Annotated in this window: 17 protein-coding genes, 1 tRNA gene and 1 rRNA gene; 18 read left to right on the forward strand and 1 reads right to left on the reverse strand. The window is 42.0% G+C overall.

Annotated elements, in window-relative coordinates; genetic code table 11:
• Positions 1–70 precede the first annotated feature (70 nt).
• Positions 71–499 carry a S1 domain-containing RNA-binding protein gene (locus NST12_RS00360; protein WP_003352297.1) on the forward strand — a complete coding sequence of 143 codons (429 nt, stop codon included), beginning with the start codon at positions 71–73 and terminating at the stop codon, positions 497–499.
• A gap of 358 nt (positions 500–857) precedes the next feature.
• Here NST12_RS00360 and NST12_RS00365 read toward each other — a convergent pair.
• Positions 858–931 (reverse strand) — tRNA-Met (locus NST12_RS00365).
• A gap of 413 nt (positions 932–1344) precedes the next feature.
• Between NST12_RS00365 and spoIIE the strand changes: the two genes are divergently transcribed.
• From spoIIE to NST12_RS00450, 17 genes are all read left to right on the forward strand, one after another.
• Entirely contained in the window at positions 1345–3825 is a 2481-nt protein-coding gene (gene spoIIE, locus NST12_RS00370; RefSeq protein WP_048624342.1) for a stage II sporulation protein E, read from the forward strand.
• Between the two features lie 75 nt (positions 3826–3900).
• Entirely contained in the window at positions 3901–4635 is a 735-nt protein-coding gene (locus tag NST12_RS00375) for a hypothetical protein (protein WP_341100021.1), read from the forward strand.
• Positions 4604–5596: a protein kinase domain-containing protein gene (locus NST12_RS00380; RefSeq protein WP_327798171.1), complete on the forward strand. Its 993-nt coding sequence runs from the start codon at positions 4604–4606 to the stop codon at positions 5594–5596. Before NST12_RS00375 ends, NST12_RS00380 begins: the two co-directional genes overlap by 32 nt.
• Before the next feature lie 360 nt (positions 5597–5956).
• Entirely contained in the window at positions 5957–7372 is a 1416-nt protein-coding gene (gene tilS / locus NST12_RS00385; RefSeq protein ID WP_341100022.1) for a tRNA lysidine(34) synthetase TilS, read from the forward strand.
• Positions 7366–7920: a hypoxanthine phosphoribosyltransferase gene (gene hpt, locus NST12_RS00390; RefSeq protein ID WP_341027648.1), complete on the forward strand. Its 555-nt coding sequence runs from the start codon at positions 7366–7368 to the stop codon at positions 7918–7920. The genes tilS and hpt overlap by 7 nt, the downstream gene beginning before the upstream one ends.
• A gap of 117 nt (positions 7921–8037) precedes the next feature.
• Complete coding sequence (gene ftsH / locus NST12_RS00395) at positions 8038–10041, forward strand: ATP-dependent zinc metalloprotease FtsH (RefSeq protein WP_341100023.1); 2004 nt, start codon at positions 8038–8040, stop codon at positions 10039–10041.
• Between the two features lie 423 nt (positions 10042–10464).
• The gene (locus NST12_RS00400; protein WP_048622349.1) at positions 10465–11232 is read left to right on the forward strand and encodes a type III pantothenate kinase; all 768 of its coding nucleotides are present in this window, start codon (positions 10465–10467) and stop codon (positions 11230–11232) included.
• A 14-nt stretch (positions 11233–11246) separates the two neighbouring features.
• The gene (hslO, locus tag NST12_RS00405) at positions 11247–12125 is read left to right on the forward strand and encodes an Hsp33 family molecular chaperone HslO (RefSeq protein WP_048622350.1); all 879 of its coding nucleotides are present in this window, start codon (positions 11247–11249) and stop codon (positions 12123–12125) included.
• 259 nt (positions 12126–12384) lie between these two features.
• Complete coding sequence (gene cysK, locus NST12_RS00410; protein ID WP_048622351.1) at positions 12385–13314, forward strand: cysteine synthase A; 930 nt, start codon at positions 12385–12387, stop codon at positions 13312–13314.
• Between the two features lie 960 nt (positions 13315–14274).
• Positions 14275–15096 (forward strand): dihydropteroate synthase, encoded by an 822-nt coding sequence (folP, locus tag NST12_RS00415; protein WP_341102096.1) that lies wholly within the window; start codon positions 14275–14277, stop codon positions 15094–15096.
• The gene (gene folB / locus NST12_RS00420; RefSeq protein WP_341100025.1) at positions 15089–15460 is read left to right on the forward strand and encodes a dihydroneopterin aldolase; all 372 of its coding nucleotides are present in this window, start codon (positions 15089–15091) and stop codon (positions 15458–15460) included. The genes folP and folB overlap by 8 nt, the downstream gene beginning before the upstream one ends.
• Complete coding sequence (gene folK, locus NST12_RS00425; RefSeq protein ID WP_341100026.1) at positions 15453–15980, forward strand: 2-amino-4-hydroxy-6-hydroxymethyldihydropteridine diphosphokinase; 528 nt, start codon at positions 15453–15455, stop codon at positions 15978–15980. The genes folB and folK overlap by 8 nt, the downstream gene beginning before the upstream one ends.
• Entirely contained in the window at positions 15932–16138 is a 207-nt protein-coding gene (locus NST12_RS00430) for a helix-turn-helix domain-containing protein (protein ID WP_048622354.1), read from the forward strand. The genes folK and NST12_RS00430 overlap by 49 nt, the downstream gene beginning before the upstream one ends.
• Before the next feature lie 25 nt (positions 16139–16163).
• Complete coding sequence (dusB, locus tag NST12_RS00435; RefSeq protein WP_048622355.1) at positions 16164–17159, forward strand: tRNA dihydrouridine synthase DusB; 996 nt, start codon at positions 16164–16166, stop codon at positions 17157–17159.
• A 180-nt stretch (positions 17160–17339) separates the two neighbouring features.
• A complete protein-coding gene (gene lysS / locus NST12_RS00440; RefSeq protein WP_003352280.1) occupies positions 17340–18827 on the forward strand; it encodes a lysine--tRNA ligase in 1488 nt (495 codons plus the stop codon).
• A 184-nt stretch (positions 18828–19011) separates the two neighbouring features.
• Positions 19012–20214, forward strand: coding sequence for a transposase (locus NST12_RS00445; RefSeq protein ID WP_270583607.1), 1203 nt, complete (start codon positions 19012–19014; stop codon positions 20212–20214).
• A gap of 370 nt (positions 20215–20584) precedes the next feature.
• A 16S ribosomal RNA gene (locus tag NST12_RS00450) occupies positions 20585–22139 on the forward strand.
• Positions 22140–22151 lie beyond the last annotated feature (12 nt).

Genomic DNA, 22151 nt, shown 5'->3' on the forward strand with positions numbered 1-22151 from the left:
TTGACACTCCTTTTTTCCGATATATAATATAAGATAAGCTTGATATTTTTTAAGGAGGAACAATTTTTTTATGTCAATTGAAGTAGGCAGCAAGTTACAAGGAAAAGTAACAGGCATCACGAATTTTGGAGCGTTTGTTGAATTGCCTGATGGCTCCACGGGGTTGGTGCACATTAGCGAGGTTGCCGATAATTATGTAAAGGATATCCACGATCATTTAAATGTCGGTGATCAAGTAGAAGTAAAAGTGCTCAACGTTGAGAATGACGGAAAAATAGGGTTATCGATCCGCAAAGCAAAAGATCAGCCCCAACATTCAAGCCATAATCATCATGGAAACCAGCGTCCACAGCGGCACAACAAAGGAAATGATCATCGTTCCAAAGAAAGTTTCGAACAGAAGATGGCCCGCTTTTTAAAAGAAAGTGAAGATCGTCTGTCTTCTTTAAAACGTCATACCGAATCCCGTCGTGGAGGCAGGGGGGCAAGAAGAGGCTAACTTGCTGTCTATTTCAAGCAGGGGCCGTAAGATTTATATTGTTCTTATAAATAAACCTATTTTTCCATAACGGGGTAATCAGCTTCATTTTATGATGAGGCATTTTACGTGCTGTTGTTGAATCTTTGGAAGAATGAACTTTGTGTCGTTTCGGTGACATACGGTTTTCAAAGTCAGATCCTTTTTTCAAACACCCGTTCTAAATGAGAATGGAAAAGAGTTTGAAAAAGGACTGGATCCCTATTTTGAAGAGGAAAATAGGATTTATTTAACGCTTTAATATGAAAGCATCGCTTTTTATATACAAAAAGCCAAAGAGATTAATCCCTCTTTGGCTTTTTTTTACTTAATCGATCGATAGCGGCGGAGGGAATCGAACCCCCGACCTCACGGGTATGAACCGTACGCTCTAGCCAGCTGAGCTACGCCGCCAAAGTATGTGATTTGAAACACAATGAATATATTAATGGCAACATCAAAAAATGTCAAGAGGTAGAATGGCGGCTTTTTGTTTTTCCTTGTCAAAAAAATGAGACATCGAGATGGATCCCTTTCAGCTGGCGCGAAGATCATCTTTTTTTCCGACAATCATTTTACGGATCAGATAAATTAATCCTATCGTAAGGGAAAAAGGGTGATGTTTTTACAATTCCTTTGAAGTTTATTCACAGGTTTTGCTCTGCAGCACCTCTCTGCGTGATCAATTTGTTTCCTTTTTGAAGATTAGGCTGAAAATAGTCGAACTTTTCTTGAACGGGAACTGGTCATTTTGACAAAGTTTTATGCTTGTCCCCTTTATAATGTCTTCAATAATACGAGTTGGGGAGGATTATTTGATGGATTTGATGGAAAGAGTAGAGCAAAACGTAATGGAGCCGGTAGGAAACGTCAATCTGGAAGAAACGAAATTGGAAGTGACAAGGAGGTTTAAAAGATTTCTGTTTAAACTGGAATTGGCTCTTCAACAAAAAGGGATGATGTTGTTTTTAATAGGTTTTCTGTTAGGAAGGGCTCTCATTTTATCCCATTTAACGCCGTTTGCTTTGCCATTTTTTGCGTCTGTTTTCATGATTCGAAGAGACCGGGCACCGATCGTTTTTATTGGACTATTATCGGGTGCTTTAACATTATCGATAGGAAACTTAGTCTACACCTTTGCCGTCATCTCTTTGTTTTTAATCGCTTTTCGGCTGTCTAGACAATTTCGTAAAGAAGAGTTAAATGCTTTGCCGTTCTTTGTGTTTTTTACTACTATAACAGTTAAACTGGCTTTTACCTACGTCAATCAGCAGCAAACGTTAAGCCTCTATGATGGTCTTATGGCACTGATTGAGGCGGGCTTGACCTTTATCCTTACTTTAATTTTTATGCAAAGCATCCCCTTATTATCCATTCATAAACGAAAAACTTCATTAAAAACAGAAGAAATTGTCAGTCTTATCATTTTATTAGCATCCATTTTGACAGGAACCATCGGTTGGAGATTATATGGATTATCCGTTGAACATATCTTTTCACGTTATTTGGTGCTGCTATTCGCATATGTTGCCGGTGCCACTGTAGGATCGACCGTAGGAGTCGTGACCGGGTTAATTTTTAGCTTAGCTAACGTTTCGAGCTTCTATCAAATGAGTTTATTGGCTTTTGGCGGATTGCTAGGCGGTCTTTTGAAAGAAGGGAAAAAATTCGGTGCTGCAGCCGGAATGCTGGTGGCTACGTTGTTGATAGGGATGTACGGGGAAGAAAATGTTTCTTTAATACCCACTCTTTATGAAACTCTGGCTGCTATTATGCTGCTCTTTTTAACGCCCAGAAATTTAACAGAACGAGTTGCGAAGCATATTCCCGGCACTCCGGAACATTCCCATCACCAGCAGCAGTATTTGAAAAAGATCCGTGATGTAACGGCGAATCGAGTGGAGCAATTTTCTTCTGTCTTTCAGGCTCTATCCAAAAGCTTTGCCCAGTCCGGACGGCTTCATGAAGAAACATCTGAAGAGCGCGAGTTGGATTATTTTCTGGGCAATGTAACGGAAAAGACTTGTCAGACATGCTTTAAAAAAGAACAGTGCTGGACCAAAAATTTTCATAAAACGTACGAATTAATGAGGGAGGCTACGATGGATTTGGAGGAAGGAACGCTGTCCGGCTCCGTAGCAAGAGAAATGGAAAAGCATTGCGTCCGGGCTAAACGGGTTCAAGAAGTGATTCAGCAGGAGCTCACTCATCTTCAGGCGAATCAAAAGTTAAAACAGCAAGTTCAGGAAAGCCGAAAGCTTGTTGCCGATCAACTCTTGGGCGTTTCTAAGGTGATGGACGATTTTGCGAAAGAGATCCAGAAAGAGCGTGAAAATCACCATAACCAAGAAGAGCAAATACATGAAGCTCTGCAATCCTTTGGACTGGAGGTGGAAAAGATTGATATTTACAGCCTCCAAAAAGGAAATGTAGATATAGATATGGTCTTTCCTTATGCGGGCGGTCACGGTGAATGTGAAAAATTGGTAGCGCCCATGCTTTCGGATATTTTAGGAGAAACGATTTTGGTGCAAAATGAAGAATATACTGGATTCCCGGGAGGCTATTGTTATGCGACTTTTCGTTCGGCAAAAGCATTTGTTGTAGAAACAGGAGTCGCCTTTGCGGCCAAGGGGGGAGGCTTGGTTTCAGGAGACTGCTATTCAACGATCGACTTAGGGGTTGGAAAATATGCCGTTGCCATCAGCGACGGTATGGGAAATGGCGTAAGGGCCCATCACGAAAGCAATGAAACGTTAAATCTATTGCAAAAAATTCTCCAATCCGGCATTGATGAAAAGGTGGCGATCAAGTCTATTAATTCCGTTTTGTCTTTAAGAACGACGGATGAAATTTTTTCGACGTTGGATTTGTCGATTATTGATTTGCAAAACGCAACAGCAAAATTTCTGAAAATTGGGTCATCTCCGAGTTTTATTAAAAGGGGAAACAAAATTATAAAAATCGAAGCAGGCAATTTGCCTATGGGCATCTTACGGGAGGTGGATGTAGATATCGTTTCGGAACAGCTGAAAGCAGGAGATTTGCTCATTATGATGAGCGACGGCGTTTTTGAAGGAGCGAAGCATGTTGAAAATCATGATTTGTGGATGAAAAGAAAAATTGGAGAAATTGAAACAAATGATCCTCAAGAAGTAGCGGATTTAATTATGGAAAAAGTCATTCGTGCAGGGGGAGGCGGCATAGAAGACGATATGACAGTCGTCGTTACAAGGATTGAGCATAATATGCCAAAATGGGCCGCCATTCCGGTAACAAAATTGAAAAAGAAGAAGAATGCTTCATGACTTTTTCTTGAAATGTATAATCGCCCCTCCGGTTGGAAAAAATGGTAACGATAGTGCAAGATTGGAGGGGACCTTATGAAAACAGGTACGCTGCGGCAAATTTTGCTGATTACAGACGGCTGTTCCAATTATGGAGAAGATCCTATTGCCATGGCGGCTCTTTCAAACGAGCAAGGGATAACCGTCAATGTCATTGGAGTGCTAACGAACGATGCGATGGATGATAGGGGAATGAAAGAAATTGAGGGAATTGCCAAATCGGGCGGCGGGGTCAGCCAAATTGTATATGCAGCTCAGTTATCGCAAACCGTTCAAATGGTGACGCGTCAAGCGATGACGCAAACTTTGCAAGGATTGGTAAATCAAGAATTAAAACAAATTTTGAACAGGGATATTTCCATGGAAGAACTTCCCCCCGAAAAACGCGGAGAGGTAATGGAAGTGGTAGAAGACCTTGGTGAAAAGGCTAATTTAGAAGTATTGATATTGGTAGATACTAGCGCAAGCATGAAAGAGAAATTGCCGATCGTGAAGGAAGCTCTTTTGGATCTTTCTTTAAGCATGAATGCAAGAATGGGAAATAACTTGTTTTCTGTCTATATATTTCCCGGGAAACAAAGAGAAGTTGAAAGAATTCTGGATTGGACTCCTAAGATGGAATCGCTCAACAGCATCTTTTCAAAACTGACCCCGAGTGGAATGACTCCAACTGGTCCTGCTATTCGGGAAGCATTAGGACAATTTATGAAAAAACGTTCGGCAAGGAGTTTGCTGTCAAGTGATGATGAATTCTTTGAAGAATCCGTTTAATTTTCCAAAAGGCACAGTCATTAAGGGAAAATGGAATCAAAAAATGTATGTTCTGTTAAAAGAACTTGGATATGGTGCAAACGGAACGGTTTATCTAGTTCAAAATGAAAATGGGTATGCGGCTTTAAAAATGAGCAAAAACAGCATGTCCATCACATCGGAGGTAAATGTTCTAAAGGCTTTTCGAAGGGTCCAAGGGTCTTCCCTGGGGCCTTCTTTATTAGATGTTGATGATTGGATCATAAAAGGGTCTGCCATCCCTTTTTATGTAATGGAGTATATTCAAGGGCCTAATCTTCTTGATTTTATTAAGCAAAAAGGGCATTCTTGGATAGGGGTTTTGCTCAGTCAATTGTTAAGAGATTTAGAATCGCTGCATGAACAAGGATGGGTATTTGGTGATTTAAAGCCTGAAAATTTAATTGTTGCCGGTCCTCCTTATCGCATTCGTTGTATAGATGTGGGTGGGGCAACCATCCAAGGGAGGGCTATCAAAGAGTTTACTGAATTTTTCGACAGAGGTTATTGGGGAATGGGGAATAGAAGAGCTGAACCGTCGTATGACCTTTTTTCAGTGGCGATGATTGCTTTAAATCTTGCTTATTTAAAAAAATTTGAGAAGCGGGTAAACGGTCAAGCGGAAATTGTGCAGATGATGACGAAAAGACCGGAATTACAGTTGATGAAACCCGTATTGCTGAAAGCTGTCAACGGGCATTATTCTTCAGCTAAAGAAATGAGAAAAGAACTGCTGTTAGCACTATCTTCACCAGCTAATCAGAAAAAGTCTGAAAAAAATGAACATCTGGCCAATTCGGCAGCGAAGGCCGCGGCAAAACCGCTTCCGTCCAGAAAAGCCATCCATAAAAAGAAAAAGAACAGGAAGCTGCTTGAAACTTTTTTGATCATCGTGAGTTTGTCCTTCCTTTATTTAGTCTACTTGTTTTTCCAGTTGATCTAAATCATGTATCATACATTCGACTTTGAAAATGTTTATTCAAAATATAAACATTTTTGTGATCAATAAAGTTAAATGATACTATTATAAGTAAATAAAAGATAAACTTGAACAGGTGCTTTATGGCTTTATCTAGTGAGGAGATTTCGGAGGAATGCTATTTTACGGAAAAAAGGCCTAAGCCTCATTTGTTTTTAAGTCGACAAAAGCAGTGTCTAATAGGAACTGCATTGCTGTTTTTACGTTCACCACGTTCATGCTTATTTAGCGAGCCTTTTATTGCATAACAAAAAAAGGTTTCTATTCCGAATATCCCACATGGTGAAACCTTTCACCTGCTTTCAAGATAAAGGACGAATTGCGATGCTTGAGTATGAAGAAAAGGTCAGACAGTTTATTAAGAAACATCAATTGATTGATAAGGGCGATAAAATAGTCGTCGGGGTATCAGGGGGGCCGGATTCTTTATCTTTGTTGCACTATTTGGCGAGAAAACGAGAATTTTATGGGATCGATCTGTTTGCCGTTCACCTTGACCACATGTTTCGCGGGCAGGAATCGTATGAAGAACTTCTGTTTGTTGAAGAATTTTGTAAAGAATTTCATATTCCGTGCTTATCCAAGCGGATCAACGTTAGTGAGATCATTCGAGACAATGGAACAGGGCTTCAAGAAACCGCTAGAATGGTGCGTTATCAAGTTTTTCAACAGGCAATGACCCGGTTTGCGGCTAATAAATTAGCGCTTGCGCATCATGGGGATGACCAGGTAGAAACGATCTTAATGCGGTTGACAAGAGGAACATCCGGGAAAGGAAGGGCAGGGATTCCTTATTTGAGGCCTTTCCACAATGGATGGATCATCCGTCCGTTGTTAGGCATAACGAAAGAGGAGATTTTAGCCTACTGTGATTTTTACAGACTGAATCCTCGAATCGACCCCAGCAATTCGAAAGGCGCATATACACGCAATCGTTTTCGTCTCGAAGTGCTTCCTTTTTTGAAAACAGAAAATCCGAAAGTTCATGAACATTTTCAAACATTTAGTGAGGAAATGCTGGAAGATGAACGTTTTTTGCTAAAATTGACCTATGAAAGAATGGAAAACATATGGACGCACAAAAACGACGGAATTTCCTTGGATATTGAAGAGTTTCAAAAAATGCCTTTGTCTTTACAAAGAAGAGGGATTCATCTAATATTAAACTATCTTTATAAGAAAAAAACCCCATTTACAAATGTACATATTCGTCAAATTTTGCAATTGATCCAACATCACCATCCCTCTGGAAGCCTTGATCTTCCGGAAGGATTGAAAGTGATTCGGCAGTATCAGGAATGTTTTTTCGGTTTCATAAAGGATGAAACAAAAGAATATTCATATGAATTAAAAACGGAAGGAAAAGTTGTCCTTCCGAACGGTGACCAATTGATCCTGACAAAAAGGAAGAACGCAGACAAATTCCCATCAAAAGATGACCAATTTTGCCTGAATCGAGAGGCAGTCGCAATGCCGTTGATTATCCGTACGCGAAAACCGGGCGACCGCATCGCATTAAAAGGGATGGATGGATTCAAAAAGGTGAAAAAGCTTTTTATTGATTTGAAAGTACCGCGTTCTTATCGTGATCATTGGCCGATTGTGGCCGATTCCAAAGGGAAAGTTTTATGGATCCCGGGTCTTAGGAAATCGATCTTTGAAAAACAAAACGAAAATGAGAATGATGATATTTTAATTTATATTAAGCAAACATCATCTGGGGGGCAAACAAAGTGCTGAATCAGGATATTGAAAAAATTTTAATCACAGAAGAAGAGATCCAAGAAAAAATTAAAGAATTGGCTGGCTATTTGACAGAAGAATACAAGGACAAGTTTCCGCTTGTGATCGGCGTTTTGAAAGGAGCCATGCCGTTTATGGCGGATTTGTTGAAACGGGTGGACGCCTATTTGGAAATGGATTTTATGGATGTTTCCAGCTATGGCAATTCCACCGTTTCATCCGGAGAAGTGAAAATTGTGAAGGACCTTGATACTTCTGTCGAAGGGCGGGACATACTAATCGTTGAAGATATCATCGACAGCGGATTGACTTTAAGCTATTTAGTCGAGCTTTTCCGTTACCGTAAAGCAAATTCGATCAAGATCGTAACCCTTCTGGATAAACCGACAGGACGCAAGGCGAATATTGAAGCGGATTATGTTGGCTTCATCGTTCCGGATGAATTTGTGGTTGGTTACGGTTTGGATTATGCTGAAAAATACCGGAATTTACCTTACATCGGGGTTTTAAAACCTGAAGTTTATAGGAATAATGAAAGCAAATAGGTAAAGTGGGTTGCGCGAATGAAAAAACGAATTCAAGGGATGATTATTGTTTGTAACACTAAGATTCAATGTGATACTATTGTATATAGTTTTCTTGATGGTGGGAGGAGGTAAGGGATGAATCGCATTTTTCGCTATACCATATTTTACTTGCTAGTCTTTTTAGTGATTATTGGCGTTGTTGGTTATTTTAATAACAACAACCAGCCAACTAAAAATATAACGTATAACGAGTTTATATCTCACTTGGAAAATAATGATGTAAAGTCTTTTTCCATGCAGCCTGAGCGAGGCGTTTACGAAGTTCGTGGTCAATTAAAAGGCGACGATGGCAATTATTTTCAAACGTATGTCATGAACAGCGACACTCTTCTTAACCGCATCGACAATGCTGCAAAGAACGCCAGAGTGGAAGTGCTGCCTGCTAAGGAAACTAGCGGTTGGGTCTCCTTTTTTACTACAATTATTCCATTTTTGATTATCTTTATACTATTTTTCTTCTTATTAAACCAAGCGCAGGGCGGCGGAAGTCGTGTCATGAACTTCGGAAAAAGCAAAGCCCGGTTGTATAATGACGAGAAGAAAAAAGTGCGCTTTCGGGATGTAGCTGGAGCCGATGAGGAAAAGCAGGAGCTGGTTGAAATTGTTGAATTCCTGAAAGATCCGCGTAAATTTTCCGAATTAGGAGCTCGTATTCCGAAAGGTGTGCTTTTAGTCGGACCTCCAGGAACAGGGAAAACTCTGCTTGCTCGAGCTGTAGCGGGCGAAGCGGGAGTCCCGTTTTTCTCCATTAGCGGTTCCGATTTTGTGGAAATGTTTGTTGGGGTCGGTGCTTCTCGTGTCCGGGATTTATTTGAGACAGCCAAAAAGAATGCCCCCTGTATTATTTTTATAGATGAAATTGATGCAGTTGGCCGTCAACGCGGTGCAGGTCTTGGTGGCGGACATGACGAAAGAGAACAAACGTTAAACCAATTGCTTGTTGAAATGGATGGATTTAGCGCAAATGAGGGGATTATCATCATTGCAGCAACAAACCGTCCGGATATTCTCGACCCAGCATTGTTGCGTCCGGGACGTTTCGACCGTCAAATCACAGTAGATCGTCCTGATGTGAATGGAAGAGAAGCGGTTCTTCGAGTTCACGCCCGCAATAAACCTTTAGATGATTCTGTAGATTTAAAGGCGATTGCGCAAAGAACTCCCGGTTTTTCTGGAGCAGATTTGGAAAACTTGTTGAACGAAGCGGCACTTGTTGCGGCCCGTGCAAACAAGAAAAAAATAGATATGTCCGATATTGATGAGGCAACAGACCGCGTCATTGCCGGACCGGCCAAACGCAGCAAAGTGATTTCAGAAAAAGAACGAAGAATTGTGGCTTTCCACGAGGCTGGGCATACAGTGATTGGACTAGTACTGGATGATGCGGAAATGGTTCATAAAGTAACGATTGTCCCGCGCGGTCAAGCTGGTGGATATGCGGTTATGCTTCCGAAAGAAGATCGTTATTTTATGACAAAACCAGAATTGCTGGATAAGATCACAGGATTGCTCGGGGGTCGTGTATCGGAAGAGCTTACCTTCGGAGAAGTGTCGACTGGTGCTCATAATGATTTCCAACGCGCTACAAGTATCGCTCGCAGAATGGTAACCGAATTTGGAATGAGCGATAAATTGGGTCCGCTTCAGTTCGGACAATCTCATGGCCAAGTGTTCCTTGGACGTGATTTAAACAGTGAGCAAAATTATTCAGATGCAATCGCTTACGAAATTGATCTTGAAATTCAGCGTATTATTAAAGAGTGTTATGAGCGCGCTAAAAAGATTCTGACTGAAAACCAAGATAAAGTGAAATTGATTGCTACAACACTGTTGGAAGTAGAAACGCTGGATGCGGCTCAAATTAAACATTTAGTGGAACACGGCACTTTACCGGACCGTTCCGCTTCAACTGACAAAAAGGCAACAAACAATGATAATGTAAAGGTAAATATTCAGAAAAAAGAAGAGTCGCCGACGGAAGAATCGAATCAATATGATTCAACAGATCAGAGTGAATCGGCTTCCAATTCTGATAAAAATCCCCCGAATTCAGGGAACGATGGGGACAAAACAGTTTAAGATCGACTCCTTCAAGAGAAAAGCAAGCTTGCTTGGAAGCATTTTTGGGCATAAAGTAAGACGACAATGATATAAAGCCTCCCGGATATCAAAGATGGAACAGCTTTGATGCCGGGAGGCTATTTTTGAAATGAAGCAGATAAACTTTCGCGGCAAACTTGTTTCATGAATACAGATGGGAAAAGAGCAGAATGGATTTTTAACGACTTTTTTGAGTTGGATGTTTGCGATGAACGAATATGGATACGTCTCTGCAGTAGATGAACATGGATTTCAACAAGTTGGATTTTTCGTTTAGATTACGGCTAGTATCAACGGGTATGTTCGGAAACTTTTCTGCAAGAGCCAATCTTTACGAAAATCGGATATTCTGTGATATGATGTTGACAGGAATTTTTAAGATTAATATGTGTGGTGAGTGGGTTGATTTTTGTATTGGATGTTGGAAATACTAATACAGTATTAGGGGTATATGAAAAGGACGAATTAAAATTCCATTGGCGAATCGAAACGAACCGGAGTAAAACGGAAGATGAATACGGCATGTTGGTGAAATCTCTTTTTGAGCATGTGGGGATTCGCTTTGAAGATATTCATGGTATTATCATTTCATCGGTAGTCCCTCCTATTATGTTTTCCTTAGAGAGAATGTGTCAAAAGTATTTTCATGTGAACCCGCTGATTGTAGGTCCAGGAATTAAAACGGGGCTGGATATTAAATACGACAATCCGCGTGAAGTAGGAGCGGATCGAATTGTGAATGCGGTTGCCGGGATACACGAATACGGAAGTCCGTTAATTATCGTCGATTTTGGTACGGCAACTACTTATTGTTATATCAATGAGAAGGAACAGTATATGGGAGGAGCTATTGCCCCGGGCATTGGTATTTCCACGGAAGCTTTATATACTAGGGCATCAAAACTGCCCCGGATAGAAATTGCGGCACCCGACCATATCATTGGAAAAAGTACGGTTGCAGCCATGCAGTCCGGGATTTTTTATGGGTTTGTAGGACAGGTTGACGGCATCGTCAGTCGAATGAAAGCATATAGCAAAATTGAGCCGAAAGTGATTGCCACCGGGGGATTGGCCTCGCTTATTGCCAACGAGTCGGAAACCATCGATCACGTTGATCCGTTTTTGACGTTGAAAGGCTTGAGACTCATTTATAAGCGAAACATTGAATAGGAAAGGAGAAACATATGAGTGATTATTTAATAAAAGCCCTTGCTTTTGATGGCAAGGTCCGTGCTTATGCTGCCAATACAACCAACACAGTCGGAGAAGCACAAAGAAGACATTACACATGGCCTACAGCATCTGCAGCATTAGGGCGTACTATGACAGCCGGGGTCATGATGGGTTCCATGATGAAAGGAAACGCCAAAGTGACCATTAAAGTGGATGGCGGAGGCCCTATCGGGATTATTTTAGTAGACAGCGACGCGAACGGAAATGTCCGCGGCTATGTCACCAATCCTCAAACCCATTTCGATTTAAATGAACATGGAAAACTTGATGTCCGCCGTTCTGTTGGGACCTCAGGAACACTTACAGTCGTGAAAGATCTTGGATTAAGAGAAAATTTTTCCGGACAAGTTCCGATTGTATCCGGTGAACTTGGTGAAGATTTTACTTATTATTTTGCTTCCTCTGAACAAATCCCTTCTTCTGTCGGTGTGGGAGTCTTGGTGAATCCTGACAATTCGATTCTGGCTGCCGGAGGATTTATTATTCAATTGATGCCTGGCACCGATGATGATACGATTGACAGGATAGAAGAACGACTCAAAACGATTCCGCCCATTTCAAAGCTCATTCAGAATGGATTAACTCCGGAAGAAATTTTATTTGAAATTCTTGGGAAAGACCAAGTAAAAATACTGGATAAAATACCTGTTCAATTTAAGTGCAATTGTTCTAAGGAACGTTTTGCGACTGCCATTATTGGGCTGGGAAAAGAGGAAATTCAAGACATGATCGATGAAGATGGCCAAGCGGAAGCGCAATGTCATTTTTGCAATGAGAAATATGTATTTACTAAAGACGAATTGGAAGCCATGCTGCAAGAAGCAAAATAAAGACCATCTATTGGGCGGGAAATTTTCCCGCCCGTTTTGATAATAGGGCTGTTGTTCCTTTTTTGGATACTTAAGATAGAATTCTCTATTAGATCATATTTTTTTAAAATAATATATTTTCCGTTTAAATCCAAAGATTTTTTTGTTTTATTTTTGTTTTATTATAAATTTCAGACATTATCAATTGACATTTTGATAATTTATTGGTAAATTATTTACGATAATACCAATAAAATTACTCGGTTTTGAGGTGATCGAAGTGGCAAAAATTGCGAATTCCATTACAGAATTGATCGGGAATACGCCGATTGTAAAGCTGAACAGAATTGTTGATGCCGATTCAGCTGATGTTTATTTAAAATTAGAGTATTTCAATCCGGGCAGCAGCGTAAAAGATCGTATTGCGTTGGCCATGATCGAAGCGGCTGAAAAATCAGGAAAACTTCAACCTGGCGGAACGATCATTGAGCCTACAAGCGGAAACACAGGGATCGGGCTTGCTATGGTAGCTGCGGCGAAAGGCTATCCTGCGATTTTTGTTATGCCGGAAACGATGAGTTTAGAACGTCGCAATCTTCTGAAAGCATATGGAGCTCAACTTGTTCTTACTCCAGGTCCCGAAGGAATGAAAGGCGCCATCAAAAAAGCAGAAGAGCTCGCTAAAGAAAACGGCTATCTGTTGCTTCAACAATTCGAAAACCTTGCTAATCCGGAAATTCATCGTCGAACGACCGGTAAAGAAATTGTAGAACAGTTCGGTGATGAACAACTGGACGCATTTGTGGCCGGTATCGGTACAGGCGGAACCATAACGGGAACGGGCCAAGTGCTGAAAGAAAAATATCCGAATATTAAAATTTATGCAGTAGAACCAGCAGATTCCCCGGTTTTATCCGGAGGACAACCTGGTCCACATAAAATTCAAGGAATTGGGGCAGGCTTCGTTCCTAAAGTTTTAGATACCGATGTTTATGACGAAGTGATTACGGTAACTACTGAACAAGCATTCGATTCTGCAAGAAAAGCTTCACTGAATGAAGGAGTGCTCGGAGGCATTTCCGCTGGCGCTGCCATTTATGCGGCTCTTCAAGTCGCCAAAAAGTTAGGAAAAGGCAAAAAAGTTTTGGCGATTGTTCCAGACAATGGGGAACGCTACTTAAGCACACCGCTTTATCAATTTGAAGACTAAGCTTTGAAAAAGCAAGCCGAAATGGCTTGCTTTTTTTATGTGCGCCCGGCATGTACATGAACTATAGGGTGTAAGTCCCGAACCCCGAAGACAGAAGTAGAGGTTAGCCAAGAGCAAGGGTGTCCGTGGTGACGCGGAATCTGAAGGAAGCTGGAGGCAAAACACCGGTCCGAGGAACACGAACCTCATATAAGGCTAGGTATGATTGAGTGAGTTTGCATAACAAAACAAAGCTCTTTCTGTCGAAGGTCATATCGAGTAAATGAGGCGGATAGATGGTGTGAAAGTGCATGTACTTACCCGGGGAGGTCTGGCGGATATGTGAAGTACTCTTCATAACCTACTTAGTGATAAGTAGCTGAACCGTCAGAAGTCAGCAGAGGTCATAGTATTAGTTGGTCTAGAACAACTAAGAAGGACCGAACAATTAAGAGAGAATAGCCCTTGGTATTCAGTGAGTCATGATGAACACAGAAAACGTAGTACCTCACTTGAGGGAGGAAGCGGTGAATCCCGTGGGAGACCTCTTGGAGGGTGGAGTGACCACTGGCATAAAGAGAACAGCTATTCACGGAAGTTATAAAGACTTGCGTCAATTATCTTAATTGAACCGCCGTATACGGAACCGTACGTACGGTGGTGTGAGAGGACGGGAGTTAATCGCTCCCTCCTACTCGATCCCTGTATTTCCTTGCATCCATCATCTCCCCTTAAGCTCGTTGGAATAACAACGCGGGGCATTAGTCTATCATTTTCCTTCTAAAAACCTTCCGGAATCGATTTCCACAACTTTACATGAATAGTAGCAATGAATAGTTTTTCGTTGATTACGGGCTGTTTTTGGTTCATAAAAAACTCCCGCGCCGCTTGCATCTGATTTGCCATCGTTTTTTCAAAAATTATGCTACAATAAGTCCAAAAGAGAAGTTCTAACGTGCTAAGGGGATGATTCATATGAAAATGCTCGCGGGGCGCTTTCGGTTCGATTTTGATAAAAAAACGTATATTATGGGGATTTTAAATGTAACCCCTGATTCTTTTTCGGATGGCGGCAAGTTTTATTCGGTGGAGGATGCAGTATCTCATGCTATCGAGATGGTACAAGATGGAGCAGGGATTATCGATGTAGGAGGAGAATCTACACGTCCCGGCCATAAGCCTGTTTCGGTAGAGGAAGAATTGCGAAGGGTGATTCCGGTCATTCAAGAAGTATCCAAGCGAGTAGATGCGCCTATTTCCATTGACACCTTTAAGGCGAGGACGGCAGCGGAAGCGATTGAAGCAGGTGCCCATATAATTAATGATGTTTGGGGAGCCAAACAAGACCCGGAAATTGCGGATGTGGCAGCGGAAAAAAAAGTGCCGATCATTTTGATGCATAACCGCCCTAATATGGATTATGAAAATTTTGTAAGAGATGTTTTGTTTGATTTATATGAAAGTATTGAGATAGCGAAAAAAGCGGGTGTTCCCGACGATAAAATCATTTTGGATCCGGGTATTGGTTTTGCAAAAGATAGAGATCAAGATATGCTGTTGATGCAAAATCTCGATAAAATTGTGGCTCTTGGCTATCCTGTACTTTTAGCTACTTCTAGAAAAAGAGTAATTGGGCATGTGCTGGACCTTCCGGTAGAAGAAAGGATGGAAGGGACAGGCGCAACTTGTTTATTTGGCATGCAAAAAGGATGTCATATCGTACGTGTACACGATGTGAAACCGATCAGCCGAATGGTGAAAATGATGGATGCACTAATGGGAAAAGGTGAGAGGATTGGATAAAGTGATCTTAAACGGGATGGAATTTTACGCCTATCACGGGGTCTATCCCGAAGAAAACCGGTTAGGACAACGGTTCGAAGTGGACGCAGAATTACGGTTATCATTAAAAAAAGCAGGAGAAACAGACGATTTAACTCAATCGGTAAATTATGCGGAAGTTTACACGGTTTGTAAAGAAATCATGGAGAAACAGACTTTTCGATTGGTGGAAACGGCTGCGGAGACAATCGCCAGACAAATATTAGAAAAGTTTCCGATTGTAAATGAATGCACCATTAAGGTGGTGAAACCCAATCCTCCCATCCCGGGCCATTACAATTATGTAGCGGTAGAGATTACTAGAGGCAGGGAAAATCATGAATAATATTGCATATTTATCGCTTGGTTCAAATCTCGGCGATCGGATGAATTATTTGAAACATGCCATTCAGGCATTGGCTTGTCATCCGAAGATAAACGTTCTGGCTATTTCTTCCATTTATGAAACTGATCCGGTCGGATATACTGATCAAGGGAAGTTCTTAAATATGGCAGTCAAAATAGAAACATCGCTTGCTGCCGAAGAATTGCTGGAAACTTGCCTGGAAATTGAAAAGTCGCTAGGGAGAGTAAGAGAAACAAAATGGGGGCCAAGAACGATCGATCTTGACATTTTGCTTTATAATAATGAAAATAGGAAAACAGATCGTTTGATCATACCGCACCCACGAATGCACGAAAGGTTGTTTGTACTTATTCCGATTTTAGAAATCGATCCTTTTTTAAAGATCCCGACAATAGATAAACCTTTAATTGACATATTAGAACAAATTCCAAACAAAGAAGGGGTACGGTTATGGAAACAGATAAATGGGGAAGACGTATACGCGCTTTTCGAAAGCTAAAGGGATATACTCAAGAGGGATTGGCGAATGAATTAGGAATTTCGGTTTCGGTTTTAGGAGAGATCGAAAGAGGAAACCGCTTGCCGACAGAAGAATTTTTAAGGCAAGTGGCTGAATGCCTGCAAATTTCAATGGAAGAGCTTAACCCTTCCGACTAAATAAACGTAAAAGGGGATAGAGCATATGCTTAAAATAGGAAATATTGAAATGAAAAACCCGGTGGTTCTTGCGCCGATGGCTGGCGTTTGCAACTCGGCTTTTCGATTGACAGTAAAAGAGTTTGGCGCAGGGCTTGTTTATGCGGAAATGGTGAGTGACAAGGGAATTATTTTTAAAAACGAAAAAACAATGAACATGCTCTATATCGATGAACGCGAAAAACCGCTCAGTTTGCAGATTTTCGGCGGAGAAAAAGAATCTCTCGTAGAAGCGGCCAAGTTCGTTGATAAAAATACGAACGCCGATATTATTGATATCAATATGGGATGCCCAGTGCCTAAAATTACAAAATGCGATGCTGGGGCAAAATGGTTGCTTGACCCCAATAAAATTTATGAAATGGTAGCTGCTGTTGTTGACGCAGTGGAAAAACCGGTGACCGTTAAAATGAGAATAGGCTGGGATGAGGAACATATCTATGCAGTGGAAAATGCGCAAGCAGTAGAACGCGCAGGCGGACAAGCGGTTGCCGTTCATGGAAGAACAAGAGCTCAAATGTACGAAGGCACATCAAACTGGGACATTATCCGTGAAGTAAAACAAGCTGTAAGCATTCCTGTCATCGGTAACGGCGATGTCAGTACGCCGCAGGATGCAAAAAGAATGCTTGAAGAAGTCGGCTGCGATGGCGTCATGATAGGGAGAGCCGCACTAGGAAATCCTTGGATGATTTATCGGACCGTTAAATATCTCGAATCTGGAGAGTTAATTGGTGAACCTACCCCGAGAGAGAAGATCGATGTCTGCATCCTTCACTTGGATCGTTTGATTGCTTTGAAAAATGAAGAAATTGCTGTTAGAGAAATGAGAAAACACGCGTCATGGTATTTAAAAGGAATTCGCGGAAACGCCAAAGTCAGAAATGCGATTAATGCCTGCACGACTCGAGACGAACTCGTCAATCTGCTGACTTCTTTTGTGGAAGAACTAGAAGAAAAACAATCTGTTCAAGCAGGATGAATAGGAAAACTGCCAACTTTCTGGCAGTTTTTTTGTAGGGAAGTTTTCCATAAACATTGCTATTTGGGACAAATAAATTATAAAATAATAGGGATGTCTATATATGAAGAACATGCACAATCGTAAATGTATAAACGTGCGGCCCATCAATAAATAAATATCAATGTAGGAGTGAAAAAAATGAGTCATGAAGATACACATGATCAATTTGCGGTAAGAAGAGAAAAATTAGAATCTCTTCGCAGTAAAGGAATCGATCCGTTCGGCAAACGCTTCGAGCGCACGCATCTATCTCAAGAAATAAGATCTGAATATGAAGCTCTGGAAAATGAAGAATTAGAGAATAAAAACGTAAAAGTAGCGGTGGCTGGAAGAATTATGACAAAACGCGGCAAAGGGAAAGCAGGTTTTGCTCATATACAGGATTTGACCGGCCAAATTCAAATTTATGTACGCAAAGATAATGTTGGAGACAGCGAATACGATTTGTTTAAAACAGCAGATTTAGGAGACATCGTTGGCGTTACAGGTACTGTTTTTAAAACAAAAGTCGGTGAATTATCGATCAAAGTGGACCACTTTGAACTGTTAACCAAATCTCTTCGCCCGCTCCCTGATAAATTCCACGGATTAAAAGATGTCGAACAACGCTACCGCCAGCGCTACTTAGATTTAATCGTCAATCCTGAAAGCAAACAAACGTTTATTACGAGAAGCTTAATCATTCAATCAATGCGTCGGTATTTGGATGCCCACGGCTACCTTGAAGTAGAAACGCCTATGATGCATGCGATTGCCGGAGGAGCAGCTGCTCGTCCGTTTATTACTCATCATAACGCTTTGGACATGCCTTTATATATGCGCATTGCCATTGAGCTTCACCTAAAGCGCCTAATTGTCGGAGGGTTAGAAAAGGTATATGAAATCGGACGAGTTTTTAGAAACGAAGGAATTTCAACTCGTCACAACCCCGAGTTCACCATGATAGAGTTATATGAAGCTTATGCTGATTATACGGATATCATGAAGCTTACAGAAAATTTAATCTCTCATATAGCGCAAGAAGTGCTGGGAACTCAAGTTATTCAGTATGGGGAACATACGGTTGATTTGACCCCTGAGTGGAGACGTCTGCACATGGTCGATGCTATTAAAGAATATACAGGCGTTGACTTCTGGAAACAAATGAGCGATGAAGAGGCTCGTGCGTTGGCGAAAGAACATAATATTGAGATAACAGATAATATGAAATTCGGTCATATTGTTAATGAATTTTTTGAACAACGAGTGGAAGACAAACTCATTCAACCTACTTTTGTTTATGGCCATCCTGTGGAAATTTCTCCTTTGGCTAAGAAAAACGAAAAAGATCCAAGATTTACGGATCGCTTTGAATTGTTTATTGTTGGTCGCGAACATGCCAATGCATTTACGGAATTAAATGACCCGATTGATCAGCGTCAGCGTTTTGAAGCTCAGTTAAAAGAACGCGAACAAGGCAATGATGAAGCTCATATGATGGATGAAGATTTTGTGGAAGCTCTGGAATACGGAATGCCGCCTACAGGCGGTTTGGGAATCGGTGTAGACCGCTTGGTTATGTTGTTAACCAACTCACCGTCCATTCGGGATGTGCTGCTTTTCCCATTAATGCGTCAAAGAGATTAAGAGAGACTGTGGCTGCTGAAACTGCTGCGTGCATTAGTTTCAGCAGCCGTTTTTTATTGAGCATTTTGCACATTTTTCAACCCAAGAGCCATAAGGTTTTCTAAAGCATAAAAAAGGACTTCACCCCTTATTTGTAGAATTTTGAAGTGACCAAACCACAAAAATCCACAAGGAGGAAGTCACTTTGTATATTCTACAAGAAAGTCTATTTTCCTTTGAAGAATTGCAAATTTTAGAGTCAAAAGAGAAATTACCGATCTTTTTTAGTGCTCTAGATTTGCGTCCTTATGCTAAACAATTGAAAAGTTCTTCACCCCAAGGGGCTGAAGGACATTCCAAAGAAGGGATATTAAGGGCTCTTATCGCTGCCCCATTAGAAGGTATTGATACTTTTACTTCTCTTCACAATCGATTGAAAAATGACCTGCGTTTTCGTTACCAATGTGGTTTAGATATTAGCAGGCCTGCACCATCCATCTCTACTCTTAGCCGAGTATTTTCTTCACTAACCAAAACTGGACTCGTGAAAAGAATCTTTCAAGATCTCGTCCAGTTAGCTCAAGAGGAAGGAGTAATTGATGGAAAACATCAGGCTATCGACAGTGCCGCCATTGATGCTTACGAAAAGAAGCAGCCTAAGAAGCGAAGTGAACAAACAGGCAACGCCAATTGGGGGGCAAAGTTTGATTCCTTCGGTAATAAAATGACTTGGTTTGGCTATAAGATGCATCTTTCCGTTGACACCAAAAGTGAATTACCAATGGCGATTGAAGTAACCCCTGCTCATATCAACGATGGGGATGTCGCACCACAATTAATTGAACAAGTAAAGAGTTGTACAAACTCTAAAATTGATTTCCTGATAATGGATGGTGGGTACGACCAGCTTAAAAACTACGAATCCGCCAAGAACATTGGGGCTCAAGCTATTATTCCACTCAATTTGCGTAATGAAAAGGAGCCTCCCGAAGGAATTGCCTCCAATGGAACCCCACGCTGTTCTATGGGGTACGAAATGACTTATTGGGGAGCCAATAAGGATCAGCTCAAATTCAGATGTCCACACGCAACCGGAAAAGTGGATTGCCCATTAGGAATGGCAGCCTGTTCATCCTCCAACTATGGAATGGTAGTAAAAATTAACGTGAATAAGGATCTTCGCCGGTACTCTAATCCACACCGCGATTCCAAACGTTGGAAAGAACTTTACAATGAGCGAACCAGTGTAGAACGGTGCAATTCAAGAATGAAAAGTTATCTTACAGCGAACTCCCTGCATGTGTGGGGAATCGATAAAGTAAAAACTCATATTTACTTGAACGCCATCGTATTACTGGTTTCAGCTCTCGCAATGGCAAAAGAGAGTAAAAAGCAACAAACCGCTTAAAAAATTTTTAAAGCGAAAAATTCTGCAAGTACGCCCAAAAAAGGACAAACAGAATATTTGTAAACCAAAGATACAAAATACCCCAATTTATTTGGGTTTCTTTTAAAACTCTTTTTAATAAAAATCTAATTTTGCAAAATGCTCTATTAAAAAAATACTTGCGCATTTTCTGAACAGGTGATATATTTATTTTCGTTGTCGCTGTTAAATCACGCACGATCAAAGATTTTTCAAAAAAAAGTATTGACGTTGTGTGAGAAGAGTGATAATATATAAAAGTCGCTGATTTGCGAGCAGAATGGATCCTTGAAAACTGAACAAAACGAAGCGTAAACCAATGTTTCGATAGAAACAAGCCAAGTCAAATTTCTTTTTGGAGAGTTTGATCCTGGCTCAGGACGAACGCTGGCGGCGTGCCTAATACATGCAAGTCGAGCGGACTTTCAAGAAGCTTGCTTTTTGAAAGTTAGCGGCGGACGGGTGAGTAACACGTGGGCAACCTGCCTGCAAGACGGGGATAACTCCGGGAAACCGGGGCTAATACCGGATAATATCTTCCTTCGCATGAAGGAAGGTTGAAAGGCGGCGCAAGCTGCCGCTTGCAGATGGGCCCGCGGCGCATTAGCTAGTTGGTGAGGTAACGGCTCACCAAGGCGACGATGCGTAGCCGACCTGAGAGGGTGATCGGCCACACTGGGACTGAGACACGGCCCAGACTCCTACGGGAGGCAGCAGTAGGGAATCTTCCGCAATGGACGAAAGTCTGACGGAGCAACGCCGCGTGAGCGAAGAAGGTCTTCGGATCGTAAAGCTCTGTTGTCAGGGAAGAACAAGTACCGTTCGAACAGGGCGGTACCTTGACGGTACCTGACCAGAAAGCCACGGCTAACTACGTGCCAGCAGCCGCGGTAATACGTAGGTGGCAAGCGTTGTCCGGAATTATTGGGCGTAAAGCGCGCGCAGGCGGTCTCTTAAGTCTGATGTGAAAGCCCACGGCTCAACCGTGGAGGGTCATTGGAAACTGGGAGACTTGAGTGCAGAAGAGGAGAGCGGAATTCCACGTGTAGCGGTGAAATGCGTAGAGATGTGGAGGAACACCAGTGGCGAAGGCGGCTCTCTGGTCTGTAACTGACGCTGAGGCGCGAAAGCGTGGGGAGCGAACAGGATTAGATACCCTGGTAGTCCACGCCGTAAACGATGAGTGCTAAGTGTTAGAGGGCTTCCACCCTTTAGTGCTGCAGCTAACGCATTAAGCACTCCGCCTGGGGAGTACGGCCGCAAGGCTGAAACTCAAAGGAATTGACGGGGGCCCGCACAAGCGGTGGAGCATGTGGTTTAATTCGAAGCAACGCGAAGAACCTTACCAGGTCTTGACATCCTTCGCTACCTCTAGAGATAGAGGGTTCCCCTTCGGGGGACGGAGTGACAGGTGGTGCATGGTTGTCGTCAGCTCGTGTCGTGAGATGTTGGGTTAAGTCCCGCAACGAGCGCAACCCTTGACCTTAGTTGCCAGCATTCAGTTGGGCACTCTAAGGTGACTGCCGGTGACAAACCGGAGGAAGGTGGGGATGACGTCAAATCATCATGCCCCTTATGACCTGGGCTACACACGTGCTACAATGGATGGTACAAAGGGTCGCGAAACCGCGAGGTGGAGCTAATCCCAAAAAACCATTCTCAGTTCGGATTGCAGGCTGCAACTCGCCTGCATGAAGCCGGAATCGCTAGTAATCGCGGATCAGCATGCCGCGGTGAATACGTTCCCGGGCCTTGTACACACCGCCCGTCACACCACGAGAGTTTGCAACACCCGAAGTCGGTGAGGTAACCCTTACGGGAGCCAGCCGCCGAAGGTGGGGCAGATGATTGGGGTGAAGTCGTAACAAGGTAGCCGTATCGGAAGGTGCGGCTGGATCACCTCCTTTCTAGGGATATTC

This window comes from Bacillus sp. FSL W8-1127, assembly GCF_038006725.1.
Lineage (GTDB): Bacteria > Bacillota > Bacilli > Bacillales > DSM-4216 > Bacillus_O > Bacillus_O smithii.